The sequence below is a fragment of the Streptomyces sp. NBC_00887 genome (genome assembly GCF_045207585.1).
Genome location: NZ_CP108788.1, coordinates 6,467,336 through 6,483,128, shown reverse-complemented (window position 1 = coordinate 6,483,128; position 15,793 = coordinate 6,467,336). Strand labels below are relative to the sequence as shown.

General features: G+C 70.1%; 10 protein-coding genes and 1 pseudogene. 5 read left to right on the top strand and 6 right to left on the bottom strand.

From position 1 onward, the window contains the following. Positions 1 to 14: 14 nt before the first annotated feature. From OG844_RS29630 to OG844_RS29620, 3 genes are all read right to left on the bottom strand, one after another. Positions 15 to 902, bottom strand: a complete 888-nt coding sequence (locus OG844_RS29630; protein ID WP_406394383.1) for an adhesin — start codon at positions 900 to 902, stop codon at positions 15 to 17. Between the two features lie 130 nt (positions 903 to 1,032). After that, the gene (locus OG844_RS29625; protein ID WP_406394382.1) at positions 1,033 to 2,856 is read right to left on the bottom strand and encodes an MFS transporter; all 1,824 of its coding nucleotides are present in this window, start codon (positions 2,854 to 2,856) and stop codon (positions 1,033 to 1,035) included. A 221-nt stretch (positions 2,857 to 3,077) separates the two neighbouring features. Further along, positions 3,078 to 5,840, bottom strand: a complete 2,763-nt coding sequence (locus OG844_RS29620; protein WP_406394381.1) for a D-alanyl-D-alanine carboxypeptidase — start codon at positions 5,838 to 5,840, stop codon at positions 3,078 to 3,080. 164 nt (positions 5,841 to 6,004) lie between these two features. Between OG844_RS29620 and OG844_RS29615 the strand changes: the two genes are divergently transcribed. The 4 genes from OG844_RS29615 to OG844_RS29600 all read left to right on the top strand — a co-directional run bounded on the left by OG844_RS29615 (position 6,005) and on the right by OG844_RS29600 (position 10,426). Beyond that, on the top strand, positions 6,005 to 6,718 hold the full coding sequence (locus tag OG844_RS29615; RefSeq protein ID WP_406394380.1) for a GPP34 family phosphoprotein: 714 nt from the start codon (positions 6,005 to 6,007) through the stop codon (positions 6,716 to 6,718). Positions 6,719 to 6,936: 218 nt separating this feature from the next. Further along, the gene (locus OG844_RS29610; RefSeq protein ID WP_406394379.1) at positions 6,937 to 7,794 is read left to right on the top strand and encodes a helix-turn-helix domain-containing protein; all 858 of its coding nucleotides are present in this window, start codon (positions 6,937 to 6,939) and stop codon (positions 7,792 to 7,794) included. Positions 7,795 to 8,051: 257 nt separating this feature from the next. Then, complete coding sequence (locus tag OG844_RS29605) at positions 8,052 to 8,258, top strand: DUF397 domain-containing protein (protein ID WP_406394378.1); 207 nt, start codon at positions 8,052 to 8,054, stop codon at positions 8,256 to 8,258. 593 nt (positions 8,259 to 8,851) lie between these two features. Further along, positions 8,852 to 10,426, top strand: coding sequence for a sodium:solute symporter family protein (locus OG844_RS29600; protein ID WP_406394376.1), 1,575 nt, complete (start codon positions 8,852 to 8,854; stop codon positions 10,424 to 10,426). A gap of 99 nt (positions 10,427 to 10,525) precedes the next feature. On the opposite strand, the gene OG844_RS29595 is transcribed toward OG844_RS29600, so the two are convergent. Next, a complete protein-coding gene (locus tag OG844_RS29595; protein ID WP_406394375.1) occupies positions 10,526 to 11,641 on the bottom strand; it encodes an ADP-ribosylglycohydrolase family protein in 1,116 nt (371 codons plus the stop codon). A 118-nt stretch (positions 11,642 to 11,759) separates the two neighbouring features. Next, positions 11,760 to 11,981, bottom strand: a pseudogene (locus OG844_RS29590) (carboxymuconolactone decarboxylase family protein); the annotation flags it as partial. Positions 11,982 to 12,200: 219 nt separating this feature from the next. Here OG844_RS29590 and OG844_RS29585 point away from each other — a divergent pair. After that, a complete protein-coding gene (locus OG844_RS29585) occupies positions 12,201 to 13,136 on the top strand; it encodes an SDR family oxidoreductase (RefSeq protein WP_406394373.1) in 936 nt (311 codons plus the stop codon). A gap of 25 nt (positions 13,137 to 13,161) precedes the next feature. Here the strand turns inward: OG844_RS29585 and OG844_RS29580 are convergent, their stop codons facing one another. Further along, positions 13,162 to 15,744 (bottom strand): bifunctional FO biosynthesis protein CofGH, encoded by a 2,583-nt coding sequence (locus tag OG844_RS29580; RefSeq protein WP_406394372.1) that lies wholly within the window; start codon positions 15,742 to 15,744, stop codon positions 13,162 to 13,164. Positions 15,745 to 15,793: the final 49 nt, after the last annotated feature.

The window sequence follows — 15,793 nt, the reverse complement described above, 5'->3', positions numbered from 1 at the left end:
CACGGCCGCCCGGCTCAGCGGCACGAGGCCTTCACCTGGGCCGCCGCGTGGTGCGCGCCCACGAGGTCCGTGTCGCCCCAGTCCCGGCCCCGGTCGATCAGCTGGACGGCGAAGGTGTCGCCCTTCACCGGGTAGCTCTTCACGTCGACCGGCTCACCCCGGTGCTCCGGCTGGCGCACGGCGAAGCCCGTATAGGCGGAGTCCGCGTCGCCGGGGTCGGAGAGAACCCGGTACACGCTGGGGTTCCCCGCCACATCGTTGTCGCGGACGCTCGTCGGCACGAAGACGGTCAGCGTGCACTCGCTGAAGCCCTCGCCCAGATACCAGGACCAGACCGCACTGCCGCCCCGGTCCTCGGACGGACTGCCGGACATCGGGACCGCGCTGAACCGGCCGTCGCACGAACCGTCCCTGAAACCACCCGACTCGACGGTGTACCAGCCCGCGTCACCGTTCTCGAAGCGGCCGTGCTCGGCGTAGTCGCCCGTCGTACAGCCGGGGCCCGCCCAGGCGGCGTAGCGGTATCCGCCGGTCTCCGCAGGACTGCCCGGAGAGCTCGCCGGTCCCGAGGATTCCGGGAAGCCCGGAGAGCTCGGGGATTCCGTCACTGGGGCGTCCGGGCTCTCCTCGCCTCCCGGTCCGATCCGGCTCGGAGCTCCGCCGCCGATCGGAGCCGGTACGGCGCCGGCCCGGCCCGAAGCCTCCGGTCGCCCTCCTCCGCCCCCCGAGGCGAGCAGCGACACGGCGGTGGCCAGACTCCCGGCCGCGACCACAACTCCGGCCGCGAGCAAGACTTTCCGCCTCCTGGGCAGGGTGGAGACCCGGCCCATCAGGGTCTCTTGGGCGATCCAGGAACCGCTCCCGGCCGAACGCGCCACTGAACCGCACCGGGGACAGACCATCCCCGGCAACGGACCTATGTGTTCGCCCCCGCAATGTTGGCACCTCATGGCAGCACACCTTGCCAGTGCTGCGCCCGCAGAGGGAGAGTTCCCGCACTATTTGCCCGACCGGGCGCCGGGCGCGAGCCCGTCAGCGCAGTTCCTCCGGACACGGCGTACCCGGTTGCAGCTGGTACGGCGCCGCGAGCCGGTAGACCCCGGGCCTCGGTGCGAGCAGCTCCGTCCACTCGTCGCCGTCCGGGTCCTCGTCCACCTTGATCAGGCAGCCGTGCGCGTTGGTGAAGTCCTTCGGGGCTTCGTCGTCCTCCGCGGAACGCCGCTTGGAGGCCTCCGTCTCCTGCGGACGCTCCACGCTCTTGCCCTCGTCGTCCACGACGGCGAGCCAGCGCGAGTACGGGATGCGGATCAGCACCCGGCCCGCCGACTGCACCCGGATCGTCAGCTCGTCGGCTCCGGCCCGCTCGACCGTCGCGGGCGGATCGGCGAGCGGAACGGGGTCCAAGACCCGGAACAGCTTCCAGTTGGCGTCGCTCCAGACCGCCTTAAGATACGGCTGGCCCTCCTGGACGAGCTCCGTCTCCTGCAGCGCCCCGCTGGAGTCCGGCTGCCCCGTCGGCAGCACGACGTAGTGCACGGCCCAGCGGTCGAGCCACTCCCGGTAGTTCACGGCGTCGAGGGTGTCGTCGTAGAAGAGCGGGTTGCGCTTCATGTCGGCCTGCCGGTTCCAGCCGCGGGCCAGGTTCACGTACGGCGCGAGTGCCGAAGCCTCCCGGTGGCTGCTGGCGGGCACCACTTCGACCCGGCCCCTCTCCGCCCCGGCCTTCTGCAACTGGTTGACCAGAGGGGCCAGCTCGCGGTTCCAGGAAGCCGTCGGGGCGGTGCGGACGATGTCGTCGACGCCCTTGAAGCCGATCCAGAAGTTCAGGCCCGCGAAGGCGATGACGAGCGCGTACCAGCGGCGGGTGCGCGGCGTCGTGTACGGCAGGGCGGCGAGCAGCACGACCCCGGCGAACAGCATCGCCATGCGCGACACGTTCGAGCCGATCTGCGAGTCGATCACGTACGTCAGCAGCGTGCCGATGCCGTACACCGCGGCGGCCGTGCGCACGGTGGCCCAGTCCCGGGGCACGAGGAGGAACACCAGGACGGCGAAGAGGAACGGCAGGGACAGCGTCCCGATCGACATCGGCTGCGTACCCGAGAAGGGGAACATCCACGCGGACAGCACCACGACCACGACGGGGGGCAGGCCGATCGCGTACGCCCCGGGGCGCCGCTTGTTCAGGAAGAGCGCCGCGGCGACCACACCGAGGAAGAGCCCGGCGACCGGGCTGCCCGCCGTCGCCAGTGCGGCGAGCGGCGCGGCGGCGACGGCCTTCGCCCACCGCCTGTACCGCCACCGGTACGGCCAGCAGAAGACCGCGGCGACCGCACCGAGCGCGAACATCATGCCGAGCCCGAAGGTCACCCGCCCGGACAGGGCGTTGCACAGGTACGCGAACGCCCCGGCGAGGGCGCACGCGAGGGGGTTGCGGACGGCCGGCACCCGGACCAGGATCAGCGCGGTGAGCGCGGAGGAGACCGTACCGACGATCATCATCGTCGTGCGGACGCCGAGCACCGACATCAGATAGGGCGACACCACGCTGTACGAGACGGGGTGCATGCCCCCGTACCAGGCGAGGTTGTACGCGGTACCGGGGTGCCGGCCCACGAACTCCGCCCAGGCGTCCTGGGCGGCGATGTCGCCGCCGCTGTTCGCGAAGAAGAAGAACCACAGCAGGTGCACGGCGGCTGCGACCGCGGTCGTCAGGAGGACCGGATGGCGCAGGAGGCGGTCCCGCAGGGACGTGTCGGGCCCGTCCTGCCGGCCGTCGCGCGGCGCCGGAATCCGGACCCGTAGATCTCCGGCAGCCGTACTGTCGTTCGCCCGTGTCGGCTCAGCCGTCGTCACTGCGACTCTCCCCGTCCTCGCCCGGGCCTGCCGAACCGTCGATGTACCGCACGGGCCTCATCCGTACCCGGAGGGACGCGTCCCGGCGCCCGACCGTTGCTTCCGGGACGCTAGCACGCACGTTTTTCTCCGCGCTGCCCCATTTCCTGCCCCGCACCTCCTGCTCCGTGTCCCTGCCCGCCGCTGTGCGCGGCAGGGCAGGGACACGGGCAGGACCGCCGTCAGGTGATCCGGGTCAGCCTGTCGCCGAAGGCCGGTTCCGTCATCTCACTCTGGAGGGCGACGGGGGCCGAGACCTTCCCCGGGCCCGTACCGACCGTCAGTTCGCCGACGACCGTGCCCGCCTTCGCCGCGTGCGGGAGCGTCTCCCCGCCGTCACCGAGGTCGAGCTCCACCTGCAGCCCGCCCCAGCCGACCGCCTTCAGGTCCTTGGTGGAGACCACCGGTGTCCTGCCGCCGAGCCCGTCGTCGACGTAGCCGACGACCTGGCCCTTCTTGACGACGGTGGCGGAGTCAACGCCCTTCTGCGCGGCCTGGATCAGGCCGAGGCTGCTCTGTATGGCGCGCTGCAGCTTGGCGTCCAGCGTGCCGTCGACGTCGGCACCCATCACCGCGCCGATGATCCGCCGGCTCTTCCCGTCGATGACCGTGTCCGCGGTCCAGATGAGGTTGCCGCCGGCCGGGGTGGAGGAACCGGTCTTGATGCCGCTGACACCGGGTTCCAGCAGGATGTTGTTGTTGTTGTAGATGGTCTTGCCGATGCCCGGGATGTCGGCCTGGGGCATGTTCACGATCTCGCGGAAGACGTCGTACTGCAGGACCGCCTTGGCCAACTTGAGCTGGTCGGCGGGTGTGGACTCGGTCGAGGACTCGAGACCGCTCGGGTCCGTGTACGTCGACTTCGTCATCCCGAGGTCCTCGGCCGCCGCGTTCATCTTGTCGACGAAGGCCTCCACCGTCGTGGCGTCCCAGCGGGCGAGCAGCCGCGCCACGTTGTTCCCGGAGGGGATCATCAGGAGCTGGAGCATCTGACGCTCCGTGTACTTCTGCCCCTCCTGGATGGGAGCCGTCGACTCGTCGGGGCGGTCGGCCTCCTCGCCCGCCTTCTTGTCGACCACGATCTGCTCACCGTCCTGCTTGCCGGTGATCGGGTGCTCCTTGAGGATCACGTACGCCGTCATGATCTTCGCGACGCTCGCGATCGGCGCGGTCTTCTCCGTGCCGTACGAGCCGATCGTGCCGACGCCCTCGACCTCGACGACACCCTGGCCCTCCTCCGGCCACGGCATCTCCAGCTTCTCGCCGCCGAAGGTGTACGTGGGGTCGGCGGAGAGCGTCAGCGTGGGCTCGGGAAGGGGACGCACCGCCTGCGCGATCGCAAAGACGATCACGACGAGCAGCAGCAGCGGCGTCCAGATCTTGACCCGCCGGACCGCCGTGCGGACCGGGGTCTGCGGGGGCGGCGGGGTGTTCGTCAGCTCGGCGAGCAGGTCGAGCGGTGGCAGGGGCGGCATGGGCTGCTGCCGGGTGCGCTCGGCCTCGGTGAGCCCGGGGACGGCTCCGGCGGCCGGCCGGCCGGGATCCGCCGTGCGGCCCGGGGCGAGGTCCGGGGTGACCGTGGGGCCGATGCGGGGCGCGGACGCGGACGCATCCGGTCGGCGGGGGGCGGGCGCCGGCGGCGGCCCTGCGTCGTCCGACCGCAGCGGTACGAACTTGCTGGTCCGCTCGGCGGGCGCCTCGGGGGCGTCCCGCCGGGTGTCCCGGGGGAGCTTCAGCGCGGTCGTCGGCTGGTCGACCCGGCCGGGCCGCAGCGCCTTGAAGGCGGTGGTCGGCTGATCGATTCCTCGCTTGTCCTCAGCGGCCTCCGCCGGAACGGCCGCGTCCTCGGACGCGGCCTTCTCGCCCTGCTGCGCCTTCTCGGGGGTCTCGGCCTCCGCTGGCGTGGCCTCCTCGCGAGTCCTGGGCACGCGGGGCGCGTCGGAGGTCGCGCCGGTGTCCGCCGCCTCGTCCGTGTCCGACCCGGTCACAGCCTGGGACGCCTCGCCCGATGCGGGTTCGGCGTCCGGCTCGGGCGCGGAGTCGCCAGGCTCGGAGTCCTCGGGCGCGGAGTCCTCGTCGCCGCCGCTCGCGACCCACGCCGCGACGGCGGCGCGCAGCCGCGCGTCGTTCGGCGCGGCCGCGGCGGAGGGCTCGGAGGTGTTCTCGTCAGCGGTTCCTGAGGCGGCGTCGGCGTCGGCCTCCGCGCGGGACTCAGGCTCGGCGTCGGGCCCGGAAGCGGCTTCGGCTTCCGGGTCGGCTTCCGCTTCGGCTTCCGCTTCGGCTTCGGCTTCCGCTTCGACTTCGGAGCGGGATTCCTGCACAGGTTCGGAGTCGGACGGCTCGCTCGGCGCCTCCGGCCCGGCACCGCTGCCCGAACCGGCCTCGGCGGCCGGCGCGGAATCGGCGTCGGAGCCCTCGTCGTCCGGAGACCCCGCGCCGGCGGAATCCTCAGGCGTGGGGTCGATTTCGGCCGCGGCCTCCTCGTCCGTCCCGGAGGGCACAGGCGCCCTGTCCGGCGCGGCAACCTCCTCGACCGCCTCGCGGGGCTCGGAGTCCTCCACAGGGGCCTTCACGCCCTCCACGGCGCCCGCTGAGCCCTCAGCGGCCCCGGAGTCGGAGCCGGCGGAGTCCTGAGCGTCCGCTCCGGCCGCATCCGTCTCGCTCCCGGCAGCTGCCGAAGAAGCCGCAGACGCTTCCTCGGACACATCGCCGGACGCATCGGACGGATCGTCGGCAGCATCCGCGGAAAACGGCGCACGGAAAACCGCTGTCGCGGTATCCGTCGCGGTGTCCGTCGTACTCCCGGTCTCCGCCGGAGAGTCCGGTTCGCGGAACACGGCGAGACGCGGATCGCGTCCCTCAGCCGTCCCCGACGACTTCCGCTGCTCCGAATTGTCGGGGGACTCGCCCGCCACCGATGCCTCCTCCATGCGCCGCGGGGACATGCCCGCACTGTCCGAACCATCTACCAGTGTCCTGTGTGAACCCTTGGCTGGGCCGCTAGACGAGAACGACATACCTAACGGTTCCCTCACAAAGCACCCAGGCGCCCTCGACAGACCAATGTGAGAGGGGTCACCCTGTCATTCATCCACGCGGGGAGGCATGGATGGGCAGGAGCCGCAGAACAATTCCGGAGGAGCTTCTGTTGCTCGCTCTGGACCCGACCACGGGTACCACAGCGCAGCCGCAGTCGCTCGACCTCGGCCTGGCCGGGGCACAGCTAGTAGAGCTGGCTCTGGCAGGACGGATAGCCCCTGACGGGGATCGTATCGCCGTGGTGATGCCACGGCCGACAGGAGATCCGACTCTGGACTCCGCACTGGAACTGCTGCGCCGTCGCGGCAGCCCGGTCCGGGCCGTCCACTGGATCGGCGGACCCCGGCTGGGGCTTCGCCAGATCTACCTCGCTCATCTGGAGCGGTGCGGCATGGTGCATGCCGTGGCGGGCCAGATGTGCGGAGTGCTGCCGACGACTCGCTACCAGGCGACGGACACGGCAATAAGCCGGGACATCAGAAACCGGCTGGACAGTGCGATCCGCACCGGCGTACCGCCGGACCCGCGGACCGCGGCGCTCGCCGCGCTGGCCCATGCGGTCGGACTCGGCAAGCACCTGTACCCCGGGAACGAGGGGCGCTCTTCGCGCTCCCGGCTCCGGGACCTGATCAGACACGACCCCATGGGCGGCCTCGTGGCGCATGCCGTGATGGACGTCCAGAACGGCGTGGCCGTACAGCCGCGCCGTAATCAGCAAGCGGCAGGCGTGCCGTTGCAGCAGCAAGCGCGTCGCGGCAGCATGGCGCACACCTCCGTGCACTGACCGCGCGGAGCATCGCGCGGACAACCGAACACCGCCGCACCGACGTCCCCACAGACCCGGTTCGGGAGCCGCACCACGCGCGGGGCAGCCGGATCCACCGGCTGCCCCGCGCGCCTGTGTGTGGCCGTTTTCCAGCGCGCCCACGGCCAGGGGTGGCAATCTGCTGAGCAGTAGATACGCACAGCTACAAGAGCTGCATAGCCGGAGGTGCCGTTTCCGTGCCGACCAACGTCAATCCCACCGTCAGGCGACGCCGGTTGGGCCAGGAACTGCGCCGCCTTCGCGAGATCAAGGGCATGACGGCCGAGGAGGTGGCGGAGAGGCTGCTGGTCTCCCAGTCGAAGATCAGCCGCCTGGAGAACGGCCGCCGTTCGATCAGCCAGCGCGATGTCCGGGACCTCTGCGGCGTGTACGAGGTCGAGGACCACCGGGTCGTCGACTCGCTCATGCAGATGGCCAAGGACTCCCGCCAGCAGGGCTGGTGGCACGCGTTCGGCGACATCCCGTACAGCGTCTACATCGGCCTGGAGACGGACGCCGAATCGCTCCGGGTGTACGAGCCCCAGGTCGTCCCCGGCCTGCTGCAGACCAGGCAGTACGCAGAGGCGCTGATCACCGGCGCACTCCCCGAGGCACCGCCGTCCGACATCGAGAAGCGGGTCAACGTCCGGGCCAGGCGCCAGGACCGCATCAACGCTCCCGAACACCCCCTGAGGCTGTGGGCGGTGATCGACGAGTCCGCGCTGCGCCGGCTGGTCGGCGGCAAGCAGGTGATGATCGAGCAGCTCGAGCACCTCATCGAACAGTCTCAACTCCCGCACGTGACCGTACAGGTGCTGCCGTTCGAAATGGGAGCACATCCGGGCATCAACGGGCAGTACGCCATTCTGGAATTCCCGGACGCCGCGGACTCCAGCGTGGTGTACATCGAAGGCGTCACCAGCGACCTGTATCTGGAGAAAGCGAATGACGTGCAGCGATACAGCGTCATGTACGAGCATTTGCGGGCCCAGGCACTGAATGTGGAGCAGACCCGCCAATTCATCAGCGGCATCACCAAGGAGTACACCCGCTGAACAACCATCGGGCCCCGCTGGGTACCCGTCGAAATCAGACACGGCCATGAAGTCTGATTTGCGAGACATGCAGTGATGTAAGGAAGGTGGCGGCGGGAATATACACCGCCACCGCCTCGCCCCGGAAGACCTGCATGGAATATGCCATCCGGTCGAGTGAACGGCCGCGCCACTCAGCGATGTTGGCGAGTAGCGTCGATCACGCCAACAGGAACGAAGTTGGTGTCCCTCACACAACTCTCTGAACCGGAGTGAACATGGCTATTCTTCAGGGTGCTACGGACATGTGGACGAAGTCGTCGTACTCCGGCGGCAACGGAGCATGCGTCGAGGTCAAGTCCCCCGTCGCACAGGCGATCGCCGTACGCGACTCGAAGGCCCCCGAGGGACCTTCGCTCACCTTCGTCCCCGGCGCGTGGAACGCGTTCGTGCGCGATGTGTCAGAGGGTGCCGTCGACGCCTGACCGGCGCCGGTCGCCGCGCACCACTGACAGGAGCCCTCTCGACTGGTCCGCCGTCCTGGCCGAGGGGGCTCGGCCCGCTCCACGCCTCGACCTGCCCCCCATCGCGACCTGCTCGACATCGCGACTGCTCGACCTCGCGACCTGCTCCCACGTCTCGGCCGCCGTAGTTCGCGCGGCCGATCGATGTACAGCACGTCAGCACGCGAAGGCCTCCGACACGCAAGACCTTCAGCGCTTCGGACCCCGGTTCTTCAGCTCTCCTCCTTCTCCGGCCGCACGGGACCCGCATCCCGTGCGGTCGTTCTGCGTTCTCTGCGCTCCTGCTTCGGTCCTGTCTCTGCACAGCCTGACGAAGTGCCCGCTCATCGTGTGGCCGCTGTCACGGTCACTACAACGCCCCGCAAGGTCAAGAACGAGTAAAATCGTTCGCCTTGCTGATCCGCGTTCACATCTCTGATCACGAAAAACCTTGACCGAGGACCCGAACAGGCGGTTCAATCCCCAAAGTCCCCGTTCCCGCACGGGGGCCCCGCTGAACGGCCGTACTGACGAAGTGCGTTCCCGTTCACAAGGCGGACCCCTGGAGGGGGCACATGAACAGTCTCGACTGGGCCGTGCTCATCGGATACTTCGGTGTGATGGTCGCGATCGGACTCTGGTCGCACAAGCGCGTGGACAATGTCAGCGACTTCTTCACGGCCGGCGGCAAGATGCCGTGGTGGCTGTCAGGCATCTCGCACCACATGTCCGGCTACAGCGCGGTGATGTTCACCGGCTACGCCGGCATCGCGTATCAGTACGGTGTCACGTCCTTCGTGACCTGGTCGCTGCCGATCGCCATCGGCATCGGCATCGGCGCGAAGCTCTTCGCACCGCGTCTCAACCGGCTGCGCTCGCGGCTGCACGTCGCATCGCCGCTCGAGTACCTGAAGAACCGCTACAACGTCCAGACCCAGCAGGCCCTGGCCTGGTCCGGTCTGCTGCTGAAGATCGTGGACGTCGGAGCCAAGTGGGCGGCCATCGCCACGCTGCTCTCCGTCTTCACGGGTATCTCCCTGACCCAGGGCATCTTCATCACCGGCGCCATCACGGCCGTCTACTGCACGGTCGGCGGGCTGTGGGCCGACGCGCTCACCGAGCTCGGGCAGTTCATCATCCAGCTCTTCGCCGGTATCGCCATGCTGGTGATCGTCATGAACGAGCTGGGCGGATTCAGCTCCCTGTGGACGGTCTGGGACAAGCTGCCCGAGGGTCACACGGACCCGACGGCCGGCCCGTACACCACGACCTTCCTGCTGGCGTACCTGTTCATCAAGACCTTCGAGTACAACGGCGGCATGTGGAACCAGGCCCAGCGCTACATGGCCACGGACTCCGCACGCTCCGCGACCCGTTCGGCACGTCTCTCCGCGATCCTGTGGCTGGTCTGGCCGGTCATCCTGTTCTTCCCGATGTGGGTCGCCCCGCTGCTCGTCGAGGCCAAGAAGCCGGACGCCTCGGACAGCTACGCCCTGATGACCGAGCAGCTGCTGCCGCACGGTCTGCTCGGCCTGGTCGTCGTCGGCTTCTTCTCGCACACGATGGCCATGTGCTCCTCCGACGCCAACGCGATCTCGGCGGTCTTCACCCGGGACATCGCGCCGGTCTTCTCCAAGGCGGCCCGCACCTGGAGCAACCGCAGCGGTCTGCTGGCCGCGCGGCTGTCCACGCTCGCCTTCCTCGGCCTGTCGATGGCACTGGCCACGCAGATCAACTCGCCGACGTTCAAGGACATCATCTCGGTCGTCATCAAGTGGGTGGCCGGCCTGATGGGCCCGATCGCCATTCCGTTCATGCTGGGCCTGCTGCGCAGGTTCCGCAGGTCGGGTCCGACGGCGGCGCTCACGAGCTGGGCAGCCGGTCTGCTCGCGTTCTACCTCACCAACTACAACTTCGACGGCTCGGTGAAGACCGACGTCGCCCTGCAGTACCAGGTGGCGCTGCCGCTGGCGATCTCGCTGGTGCTCTACATCGTCATCGGGTTCATCAAGCCCGAGGACACCCCGGAGCGCGACGCGCTCATCGAGATGATCAACACGGATGGCGGGGGCCCGGACGGCGAAGCCGCGGTTCCGGCGCAGAAGCCCGGCCCGGAGGGTACGGCGGTCCCGGAAGGTGTGAAGGACTGACCGTCGTTCCGGCTGGGACGTACGAACGGTGGGCGGGCGCGGCGGCGTCCGCCCACTGCTGTCTGTGCGCGCTGCTGTCCGCGCCCCTTCCCGCTTCCCTCAGTCCCGCGGGTAGCGGGACAGCCAGCCGGGCGCCACAGAGGTCGGGCTGTGCAGGGCCGGCCCCTGCGTCATCTCCATCGCGAAGTCGTCGGCGAGTTCCAGGACGGTCGAGCGTCCCTCGAGTTCGGCCAGCCAGGCCGGAGGCAGCGCCGTCTCTCCGTGCAGCGCCCCGAGAAGGGCCCCGCAGACGGCCCCGGTGGCCGCGGACGGCCCCGAGTGGTTCACGGCGAGGCGCAGCCCGTGCCGCACGTCCTCGCCGACCAGCGCGCAGTACAGCGCCACGGCGAGGACCTCCTCCGCGGAGTCCGTGTCGCCCAGCGCCTCGATGAGGGCGGGCCCGGGAATGCCCTGCCGCACGGATCCGAGGGCCTGCCGCAGCGCTTCGGTGACCTGCTCGTTGCCCGGCCGGTCGGCGAGCAGCGCGAGCGCGTGCTGGACCGAACCGTCCAGGGTCTCGCCGCGCGCCAGCCCGTGCACCAGGACGGCGAGGGCTCCGGCGGCCAGCTGGGCGGTGGCATGGCCGTGGGTCTGGGCAGCGCACTCGACGGCCAGTTGGAGAACGAGATGCGACTCCCAACCGACGAGCAGCCCGAAGGGCGCGGAGCGGGTGAGGGCGGCCGAGTCGCGGGCCGCGGGGTTCTTGGGCACGGCAAGCGTGCCCATGGTGGTGTCGCCGAGACCGACGAGGCACTCCCGGGTGGGCGCGCGGCGTGTGTACAGCCACTCCTCCCGGGCGAGCCAGCCGTTGTCCTTGCGGCGTTCGTCGGGCCCCCAGGCGCTCTGTGTGGCCGCCCAGCGCAGATGCGCGCGGTGCACGTCGGTGGGCGGGTGCCAGGCGCCGGTGTCACGTCGGACCTGGGCGCGTATCAGCCCGTCGACGGTGAAGAGGGTGAGCTGCGTGACGGCGGTGACTGCCCCGCGCCTGCCGTGCGCGGGGACGAAGTCCACGACGCCGTCGACGCCGTGGGCCGCACGGATCTGTTCCAGGGTGAGCCCGGCGACACCCGCCCCGAGCGCGTCGCCTACGGCGCCTCCGAGCAGGGACCCGCGCACCCGGCTGCGGAAGTCCTGCTGCTCCGCACGGCCCCAGACGGCTGTGGTCCCTGTGCTCACCGTGCCCCTTCCCATCCGTTCACCGGCGTGCGACTGCGCAAGCACTGTAATCGAACTGGAAGAGCTGGTTCAGGGCTGGAACGGTATGTACGGACAGTGCGGCGCCGCACCGTCCGGGTTATCCGAACTGCCCGGGCTGGTAGTCACCGGCGGGCAGCTGGACCATGACGTTGATTCGGTTGTAGGCGTTGATGACGGCGACCAGGGACACCAGGGCGGTGAGGTGCGCCTCGTCGTAGTGCTTGGCGGCGTTCGCCCAGGCCTCGTTTGTGACGCCGCCGGCCGCGTCGGCGATGCGGGTGCCCTGCTCCGCCCGCTCCAGGGCGGCGCGCTCGGCGTCGTGGTTCAGGCGAGCGTTCATCGTGTCCTCCCGTGCCGTTGCTGATGCCTGCACCTCCGTGACGGATTCAGCCCGGCGGGATGTGGCACGCCCGAATGTGCTGCCCGACACCGAAGAAATAGGACACAAGGCGTCGGGTTTCGCGTCGAGCATGGTCCCCGGCCGTCGATGACGGACCCGGACCGGCCGAACAGGCAGACCAGGACCTCAAGGGGATTCATGTCCGACACATCGACCACATCGGAACCGGCGCTCCAAGGGAAGATCGCCCTGGTCGCAGGGGCCACCCGAGGCGCCGGGCGCGGCATCGCGGTCCAGCTCGGCGCGGCAGGTGCGACCGTCTACGTCACGGGCCGCACGACTCGGGAGAAGCGCTCGGAGTACGACAGACCGGAGACGATCGAGGACACCGCCGAGCTCGTCACCGCAGCGGGCGGGACCGGCATCGCCGTGCCGACCGATCACCTGGTGCCCGAGCAGGTCCGTGCGCTGGCCGAGCGCATCGATGCGGAGCAGGGGCGGATCGACGTGCTCGTCAACGACGTCTGGGGCGGCGAGCGGCTGTTCGCGTTCGACAAGCCGGTCTGGGAGCACGACCTCGACGACGGACTGCGCCTGCTCCGGCTGGGCGTGGAAACGCACGCGATCACCAGTCATTTCGCGCTGCCCCTGCTGGTGCGGCAGCCGGGCGGGCTCGTGGTCGAGATGACCGACGGGACAGCCGCGTACAACGGGGCGAACTATCGCAACTCCTACTTCTACGACCTGGTCAAGAACAGCGTGCTGCGCACGGCGTTCGTGCTCGCCCACGAATTGACGCCGCATGGCGGGACGGCGGTGGCCCTCACCCCGGGCTGGCTCCGCTCGGAGATGATGCTCGACACCTTCGGTGTGGCCGAGGAGAACTGGCGCGACGCGCTGACCGACGTGCCGCATTTCTGCGTCTCGGAGAGCCCGTCGTACGTCGGGCGCGCGGTCGCAGCCCTGGCCGGTGACACCGGCCTCGCCCGCTGGAACGGACAGTCGCTGTCCAGCGGGCAGCTGGCCCAGGAGTACGGCTTCACCGACCTCGACGGTTCCCGCCCCGACTGCTGGCGCTATCTGGTCGAGGTCGTCGATGCGGGCAGGCCGGCCGACGCGACGGGGTACCGGTGACGCCCGTACGCCGACCGGCAGAGCCTCAGCCCTCCAGCACCGGAAGAAGTTCGGGCAGGTGCCCGTCCGACGCCGCAGCGGCCTGGATCCGCTCCTCGGGCACCTCGCCGTACAGCGTCGTACGCGGCTTCGCCGGCCGCCCCGCGAGGTCGGCGATGGCGACGAGGTCCTGGACGGACCGGTACGAGCCGTAACTTGAGCCCGCCATCCGCGAGATGGTCTCCTCCATCAGCGTGCCGCCGAGGTCGTCGGCCCCCGAGCGAAGCATCTCGGCCGCGCCCTCGGTGCCGAGCTTCACCCAGCTGGTCTGGATGTGGGTGATGTGCGGGTGGAGGAGCAGGCGGGCCATCGCCGTGACGGCCCGGTTGTCGCGGTCGGTGGGACCGGGACGGGCGATCCCGGCCAGGTAGACCGGGGCGTTGGTGTGGATGAAGGGCAGCGTCACGAACTCGGTGAACCCGCCGGTCTCCTGCTGGAGGCGGGCCAGCGTACGGAGGTGGCCGAGCCAGTGCCGGGGCTGGTCGACGTGCCCGTACATCATGGTCGACGAGGATCGCAGCCCGACGTCGTGCGCGGTCCTGATGACCTCCAGCCAGTCGGCGGTCGGCAGCTTGCCCTTGGTGAGGATCCAGCGGACCTCGTCGTCGAGGATCTCGGCGGCGGTGCCGGGGATCGAGCCGAGTCCGGCCTCCTTGGCGGCGATCAGCCATTCGCGGACGGACATGCCGGTGCGGGTCGCGCCGTTGACGACCTCCATCGGCGAGAACGCGTGGACGTGCATACCGGGGACGCGTTCCCGTACGGCCCGCGCGATGTCGAAGTACGCGGTGCCGGGCAGGTCCGGGTGGATCCCGCCCTGCATGCAGACCTCGACCGCGCCGACGTCCCAGGCCTGTGCGGCACGGTCGGCGACCTGGTCCAGGGAGAGGGTGTACGCGTCGGCGTCCGTGCGCCGCTGGGCGAAGGCGCAGAAACGGCAGCCGGTGTAGCAGACGTTAGTGAAGTTGATGTTCCTGGTGACGATGTACGTGACGTCGTCGCCGACCACGTCCCGGCGCAGCGTGTCCGCGATCCGGCACAGCTCGTCCAGCGCCGGCCCGTCCGCGTGGAGCAGGGCGAGCGCCTGGTCGTCGGTGAGCTTCGTCGGGTCGTCGGCGGCCTGGCTCAGCGCCTGGCGCACGTCGGTGTCGATGCGGGACGGGACCATGCCGGGGACGGCGGCCTCCCGGAGCGCCTCCCAGTCCCCGTAGACCTCGTCGAAGTCGTCGCGCCGGTCGCCGGTGCGGCCTTCGGTGTCGATGGTGCGGTGCAGGTCGGTACGGCCGGAGGCGTTGAAGCCCTCGTCGGGCTCCTGCCAGGGCAGCCCGGCGGGAATCGCCCCCTCCTTCGCCAGACCGGTCTCGGGGTCGGCGAGCGCCCGTACGTGCGGGACGAGGCGGGGATCGAGCCAGGGCTCGCCGCGCTGGATGAACTCCGGGTAGATGGTGAGACGTTCACGCAACTGGAATCCGGACTCGGCTGTACGGGCGGCGAGTTCGTCGATGTGCGGCCAGGGGCGCTCGGGGTTCACATGGTCGGGCGTGAGCGGTGACACGCCGCCCCAGTCGTCGATGCCCGCGCCGATCAGCAGGGCGTACTCGGCGTCGACGAGGTTCGGCGGGGCCTGGATACGGGCGGAGGGGCCCAGGATATGGCGGGCGACGGCGATCGCTGCGGCCAGCTCCTCCAGTTCCGCGTCCGGCATCCCGCGCATCGCGGTGTCCGGCTTCGCGCGGAAGTTCTGGACGATGACTTCCTGGATGCCGTGATAGGCGCGGGCCGTCTTGCGCAGCTCGAACAGGGAGTCTGCCCGCTCCTCGTACGACTCGCCGATCCCGATCAGGATGCCGGTGGTGAACGGGACGTTGGAGCGTCCGGCGTCCTCCAGCACCCGCAGCCGGACGGCCGGCTCCTTGTCCGGGGACCCGTGGTGCGGGCCGCCCTTCTCGGACCACAGCCGGGTCGCCGTCGTCTCCAGCATCATGCCCATGGACGGCGCGACGGGCTTGAGCCGCTGCAGATCGGTCCAGGTCAGCACCCCGGGGTTGAGGTGCGGCAGCAGCCCCGTCTCCTCCAGCACCCGGATCGCCATGGCGCGGACGTAGGCCAGGGTGTCGTCGTACCCCTCGGCCTCCAGCCACTCCCGCGCCTCGGGCCAGCGGTCCTCCGGCCGGTCCCCGAGCGTGAAGAGCGCTTCCTTGCAGCCCATTGCGGCACCCTTGCGGGCGATGTCGAGGACCTCGTCCGGCGACAGGAACATCCCGTGGCCGGCGCGCTTCAGCTTGCCGGGCACGGTGACGAAGGTGCAGTAGTGGCAGGTGTCACGGCAGAGCCGGGTCAGCGGGATGAAGACCTTGCGGGAGTACGTGATCACTCCCGGGCGGCCCGCGGCGTCGAGCCCCGCGTCCCTCACCCGGGCCGCCGACGCGGCGAGATCCGTGAGGTCGTCCCCCCGCGCCTGGAGCAGTACGGCGGCCTCGGCCACGTCGAGGGCGACTCCGTCGCGGGCGCGGCGCAGGGCGCGCCGCATGGCGTTGGTGGTCGGGCGTCCGAGCTGGGGATCGGTCATGAACCGAGCATACGAGCGACGCACCCCGCCCGGATCAGGGCCTCTGTCC